The sequence below is a fragment of the Devosia naphthalenivorans genome (assembly GCF_003056355.1).
Classification (GTDB): domain Bacteria; phylum Pseudomonadota; class Alphaproteobacteria; order Rhizobiales; family Devosiaceae; genus Devosia; species Devosia naphthalenivorans.
The window spans coordinates 23,052-29,169 of sequence record NZ_PYVW01000030.1 but is presented as its reverse complement, the minus strand read 5'-3'; the positions used below and the strand labels follow the sequence as shown (position 1 = coordinate 29,169).

At 61.9% G+C, this 6,118-nt stretch carries 6 protein-coding genes and 1 pseudogene; all 7 read left to right on the top strand.

The window, feature by feature from the left end; translation table 11 throughout:
• Window positions 1–654 precede the first annotated feature (654 nt).
• The 7 genes and pseudogenes from C8264_RS21455 to C8264_RS21425 all read left to right on the top strand — a co-directional run bounded on the left by C8264_RS21455 (window position 655) and on the right by C8264_RS21425 (window position 6,056).
• Entirely contained in the window at window positions 655–1,269 is a 615-nt protein-coding gene (locus C8264_RS21455) for a ribonuclease D (protein WP_108463023.1), read from the top strand.
• A gap of 8 nt (window positions 1,270–1,277) precedes the next feature.
• Entirely contained in the window at window positions 1,278–1,928 is a 651-nt protein-coding gene (locus tag C8264_RS21450) for a hypothetical protein (RefSeq protein WP_108463022.1), read from the top strand.
• Window positions 1,925–2,308, top strand: a pseudogene (locus C8264_RS21445) (LptA/OstA family protein); the annotation flags it as partial. The gene C8264_RS21450 and the pseudogene C8264_RS21445, both read left to right, overlap by 4 nt.
• Window positions 2,212–3,132 carry an LPS export ABC transporter ATP-binding protein gene (gene lptB, locus C8264_RS21440; protein WP_425430706.1) on the top strand — a complete coding sequence of 307 codons (921 nt, stop codon included), beginning with the start codon at window positions 2,212–2,214 and terminating at the stop codon, window positions 3,130–3,132. The pseudogene C8264_RS21445 and the gene lptB, both read left to right, overlap by 97 nt.
• A gap of 112 nt (window positions 3,133–3,244) precedes the next feature.
• On the top strand, window positions 3,245–4,750 hold the full coding sequence (gene rpoN, locus C8264_RS21435; RefSeq protein WP_108463019.1) for an RNA polymerase factor sigma-54: 1,506 nt from the start codon (window positions 3,245–3,247) through the stop codon (window positions 4,748–4,750).
• A gap of 190 nt (window positions 4,751–4,940) precedes the next feature.
• Window positions 4,941–5,546, top strand: a complete 606-nt coding sequence (locus tag C8264_RS21430; RefSeq protein WP_342748718.1) for a ribosome hibernation promotion factor — start codon at window positions 4,941–4,943, stop codon at window positions 5,544–5,546.
• A 45-nt stretch (window positions 5,547–5,591) separates the two neighbouring features.
• Entirely contained in the window at window positions 5,592–6,056 is a 465-nt protein-coding gene (locus C8264_RS21425) for a PTS sugar transporter subunit IIA (RefSeq protein ID WP_108463018.1), read from the top strand.
• Window positions 6,057–6,118 lie beyond the last annotated feature (62 nt).

The window sequence follows — 6,118 nt, the reverse complement described above, 5'->3', positions numbered from 1 at the left end:
AAAGCTCATCATAACCGCCAACGCCGTGCTCGCCAGCAATACCCTATGGAAAACCAACATGGATTGACACCAAACACGGTTGCTCAGGGGAGAGGTCGGCGCGCAGCGCCGGGTGAGGGGTGCGATGCTGCAAGATGGGTGATGTCCCAGCATCGCACCCCTCACCCCTAGCTCTGCCACCTCGCTGGCGCTCCTGGCGGCGCTACCCTCTCCCCTAAGGGGCGAGGGGACGATAGAGCCTTGAACGCTGTTCATCTGCTATAGCCCGGCGCGGGTGGGGACCTCCCGCCCCCCCAAATCTATCCATCTTCTCCCCCTCCATCTCCCACACACTATTCTCCCCCATACCAACCTCACGATCAGCGGGTCGCGCGAACCGGCTAGTGTTGTTGTCAGATGGGGCAGGGATGTCGTGATCCCCGCAGGCAAGCGGAAGTGTTACCGGGTCTATGGCGGCCCGGAGCCAGAGTCGCGCGCGCCGCAAATCCCATCGCATGTGGCGAGGCTTTGTCTCACACACTAAAACTTACCGGGGCAGGGCCTCGCCACGTGCACGCTGATAGATACCCGCGTTCGAGGCGGTGCTTCCGCACGCCTTCCCAACGCCCACTTGCTGTGCCAAGAGAAACCCAACACCCCAACAACGAGCACATCATGGCCATCAGACTGCACCGCGGCGATCTGCCAAATCTTTCCAACTATGGCCGCGAAGTTGCCATCGATACCGAGACCATGGGCCTGCATCCCCATCGCGATCGCCTCTGCGTCATCCAGCTTTCGCCCGGCGATGGCAGCGCCGATGTGGTGCAGATCCCGCAGGACGCGACCGAGGCGCCGAACCTGGTCAAGCTGTTGTCCGATCCCGGCGTCACCAAGATTTTCCACTATGCGCGCTTTGACGTGGCCGTGCTCAAGAACCGCTTCGGCGTCGTCACCGGCCCGGTTTATTGCACCAAGATTGCCTCCAAGCTCGTGCGCACCTATACCGATCGCCATGGCCTCAAGGATCTGGTGCGCGAACTGCTCAGCATCGATCTGTCCAAGCAGCAGCAGAGCTCGGATTGGGGCGGCGACAAGCTCAGCGATGCCCAGCTCGAATATGCGGCTTCCGACGTGCTCTATCTGCATGATCTGAAGCGTCATCTCGATCGCATGCTCAAGCGCGAAGGCCGCACGGAACTGGCCCAGCAATGCTTCGATTTCCTCAAGACGCGCTGCGAGCTCGATCTGCTGGGCTGGGACGAAACCGATATTTTCGCCCATAGCTGATCGCTGATATGGCCACCCATGCGCACCAGGACCGGCAGGCGATCTACCGCCGCCTTCAATCCCGCAACAGGGTTGTGGGCGTGTTGCGCATCGGCGTGCCGCTTCTGGGCCTGGTGATCCTGGTCGCCTTGCTGATCCAGATTTACGTGTCCAGCCTGGGAGACAGCTTCAGCATCGGCCAGGTCTCGGTCACGCCGGACACTATTTCGGTCGAGGCGCCGGAATATTCAGGCATTCTGGGCAATGGAACCACCTATAGCGTCAGCGCCGCCACGGCCAAGGCGTCACCCACGGCAACCGATCTGATTTCGCTCACCGAGGCCGGCCTCACCATGACCAAGGTCGACGGCGTCATGATCAACGTCAACGCGCAATTTGCCGTGCTCGACACCAATAACGAGACCGTCACCATCAAGGATCTCGCCTATGTCGAGGATTCCACCGGCACCACGGGCGTCGTCGTTGATTCCGTGTTCGATTATGCCAGCCAGGCGCTGGTGGGGCAGGGGCCGGTGAGCATACAATATGCCGATGGCACCACCCTTGACGCCGTAGGAATGGCCTACGATCTCGAGCAAGCCAACTGGACATTTAATCAGGCTGACGTCACCTTGCCCGAAACGCCCGGAAGCCAGGCGCCCGGAAACCCGACACCATGACCCGATCCATCGCCGCCCTGCTCGCCTTTTTCCTGCTGATTGCGCCCGTTGCTGCCCAGCAGCCGGTCAACATCACTGCCGATCAGTTCACCGTCGACGAAAAAACCAAGCAGGCGGTGTTCACCGGCAATGTGGTGGTGGTTCATCCCAGCGTCACCGTTCATGCCAACAAGGTCGAAGCCATCTATGGGGCCGGCGGCGCCAGCGATATCGAGAGTTTCGTCGCTACCGGTGCGGTAACGCTCGACACCCCCGACCAGAAGGCCACCGGCGAGCGGGCGGTATTCAATCCGGGCGATCAGCTGCTGCGTCTGACCGGCAACGTCAAGGTCACCAACCCGAGTGGCACGGTGGATTCCAGCGAACTGGTGGTCAATCTCGCCACCAATGTTTCCACCTTCACCTCCACCGGAAATGGCCGGGTGACCGGGGTGTTCACGTCCCAATGAGCGAAGCGCCAGCCAAGCCGCGCATCGACCAGACCGGTTGGCTGGTCGCCCACAGCCTCGCCAAGAGCTTTGGCAAGCGCGTGGTGGTGCGCGACGTGTCCATCGCCGTGCGCCGCGGGGAGGCCGTGGGCCTGCTCGGTCCCAATGGGGCGGGCAAGACCACCGTTTTCACCATGATCATGGGCCTGGTCAAACCCGATCACGGCGCCATCAGCCTCGATGGCCGTGCCATCACCCATCTGCCGCTGTTCCAGCGCGGGCGCCTGGGCATTGGCTACCTGCCCCAGGAGCCCTCCATTTTCCGCGGCCTGTCGGTAAGCGGTAATATCCTGGCGGTGCTGGAAAACCATATCCGCAACAAGACTGCGCGAATGGCGCGCCTGCAGTCCCTGCTCGAGGAATTTTCCATCGAGCATCTGGCAAACGCCAATGCCCTCGCCCTCTCGGGTGGCGAACGGCGCCGCGTCGAAATCGCCCGGGCGCTAGCGGCCGATCCGGTGTTCATGCTGCTCGACGAACCCTTCGCCGGCGTCGACCCCATCGCCGTCGCCGAGGTCAAGGGACTGGTCAAGCAATTGACCCAGCGCGGCATCGGCGTCCTGATCACCGACCACGCCGTGCGCGAAACCCTGGGGCTGGTCGATCGCGCCTATGTCATCCACGGCGGCAAGGTAATGATCCAGGGCCGCCCCGAGACCATCAGCGCCGACCCCGATGCAAGGCGGGTCTATCTGGGCGAGAATTTCGAGATCTAGCCACTTGGCATGGAACTTGCCCTTACCCTTGCCCCCTGCCCAAAAATGAGTCATGGTCCGCCCGGAAAAACGGCCCTTGAGGCCAAGTTATTTGCGCTAAGGTCTACCCTATATGGCTCTTTCGCCGCGTCTGGAGTTTCGCCAGGCTCAAAGCCTGACACTGACGCCGCAATTGATGCAGTCGATCCGTCTGCTGCAGCTGAGCCATCTTGAGCTGAACGATTTCGTCGAAACCGAACTGCTGCGCAATCCGCTCCTCGAACGCGAGGAAGGCTCCGAAGCCGACGAACCCGGCGAACCGCCCGAGCGCTCTACCGAAATCAGCGCCTACGAGGACACGGTCGATCGCTCCGACCGCATCCAGGACGCCACTTCCATCGCCGATGGCTACGATACCGCTGTCGAAAACGTCTTTCCCGACCAAGGCGCCCAGGATCAGCTCAATCCGCAAAGCCGGCTCGACCGCAACGGCGCCAGCGAAAGTGGCGAGGCCCCCGACATCGACCAGTTCGTCGCCTCCCGCCCTTTGCTGAGCGAGCATCTGGAGCGGCAGGCCAACATGATCCTGCGCACCCAGGCCGACCGGCTCATCGCCCGCCATTTGATCGACGGTCTCAACGAGGCTGGCTACCTCGCTACCGATCTCGATGCGCTGGCCGAACAGCTTGGCGCCGAGCTCGCCGATATCCAAGCCGTGCTGGAAGCCCTCCAGGGCTGCGATCCCATCGGCGTCTTCGCCCGCACCGTTCCCGAATGCCTTGCCATGCAGCTGCGCGAGCGCGACCGGCTCGACCCCATGATGCAGGCCCTGCTCGACAATATCGGCATGCTGGCCGAGCACAACATGACCGGGCTGATGCGCGCCATCGGCTGCGACCGCGAAGACCTCATGGATATGCTGGCCGAAATCCGCCAGCTCGATCCCAAGCCGGGTCTCGCCTTCGATAGCGGCCCGGTGGAAACGGTCGTGCCCGATGTTTTCGTGCGCCGCGGCCCCGATGGCGCCTGGCAGATCGAACTTAACAGCGAAACCCTGCCCAAGGTCCTGGTCAACCGCGTCTACTACGCCACCGTCACCAAGAAGGCTCGCAACCCGGCCGAGAAGGCCTTCCTCAGCGATTGCCTGCAAACGGCCAACTGGCTCACCAAGAGCCTTGATCAGCGCGCCCAGACCATTCTCAAGGTCGCCGCCGAGATCGTGCGGCAACAGGATGGCTTTTTAACCCACGGCATTGCCCATCTGCGCCCCATGACACTCAAGATGGTCGCCGAAACCATCGACATGCACGAATCCACCGTCAGCCGCGTGACGGCCAACAAGTACATCGCCACCCCGCGCGGCCTCTATGAGCTGAAATACTTTTTCACCACCGCCATTGCCTCGAGCGATGGTCGCGGCGATCACTCCGCCGAAGCGGTGCGCCATCGCATCCGGCAGCTGATCGAAGCCGAGCAACTGGCCAACATCCTGTCCGACGATACCATCGCGGAAATCCTCAAAAAGGAACAAGGCATCGATGTCGCGCGCCGCACGGTCGCCAAATATCGCGAGGGCATGAACATCCCCTCGTCGGTGATGCGCCGCCGGCAAAAGAAGAATCTCGCCAGCGTCGGCTGAATCGTCCCGAGCCCCGCGAAGGCTAAGGCCATTCTATGGCGAAGTCCAAGCCATAAACGAACCGGAAGGCCCACTCACGCATTGCGTCCTGAGTACATGGGGGACTAGCATCATGGCTGTCGTCTCCCCACATCGGTGGGGCAAGCGGCAGACGTGATCCCGAAACCGGGAAACGGCTTCGGAGATCCTCGTGTCCAACGACAACAAGGAAGAGGAAGCCATGACCCTACGCGTTTCAGGAAAGAACATGGACGTCGGCGACGCCTTGCGCGGCAAAGCCGAAGATCATTTCGCCAATGTCGTCGGCAAATATTTCGACGGCGGCTATGATGGCCATCTCACCCTGACCCCCGATGGTGTGGGGTTCCGCGCCGATTGCGTGGTGCACCTGGATTCCGGCGTCGTGCTGCAGGCGAGCGCCCAGGGCGGAGACCCGACCTCTGCCTATGAAGTGATGGCGCTCAACATCGAAAAACGCCTGCGCCGCTACAACCGCAAGCTCAAGCAGCGCCCCCGTGGCATCAATGGTTCCGAGGATGGGGTGACCGCCTCATATACCGTTTTTGGCTCCGGCAGCGACCTCGATGAACTCGACGAAGACTACGCTCCCCCCGTCATTGCCGAGACCACGAAAAGCCTGCGCCAGCTCAGCGTTGAGGAGGCCGTCATGGAGCTGGATCTGAGCGGTAGCCAGGTCGTGATGTTCCGCCATGCTGGACATGGCGGGTTGAATGTGGTCTACCGCCGCTCCGATGGCAATATTGGCTGGATCGATCCAGCCCTGGGCGCAAACTGAGAGTGGCGCCGGAGCCCTAATCTGGTAAATCCCAAGGCGAAGTGAATGGAATTGGCCGATATCCTGGCTAAGCGCGCCGTGCTCTATTGCACTGCAGTGAAAACCAAAAGCCAGTTGTTTGAAGACCTCGCTGCCCGTGCAGCAGATTTGACGGAGCTACCCGTCCAGACCATCCTCGAGGCGATCAAAAGCCGCGAGGAGCTGGGTTCGACGGGTCTGGGCAATGGCATTGCCATTCCCCACGGCAAGGTTGCGGGCCTCAAGCACGTGACGGCGCTATTCGCCCGGCTCGAACAGCCGATCGAGTTCGACGCGGTCGATGATCAACCCGTCGACATCGTGGTCATGCTGCTCGCGCCTGTCGGGGCAGGGGCCGACCACCTCAAGGCCCTGTCGCGCTTTGCGCGCATGCTGCGCACCGAGCAGGTGGTGGATCAGCTCCGCCGCCAGACCGATCCGGCCAAGATCCACGCCTTGCTGACCGCCGAGCCCACCGAACACGCGGCCTGATCAGCGCAAAAAACAAAGACCCTGCGGCCGCTCAAGCCGCAGGGTCTTCCAATTCCGGCCAT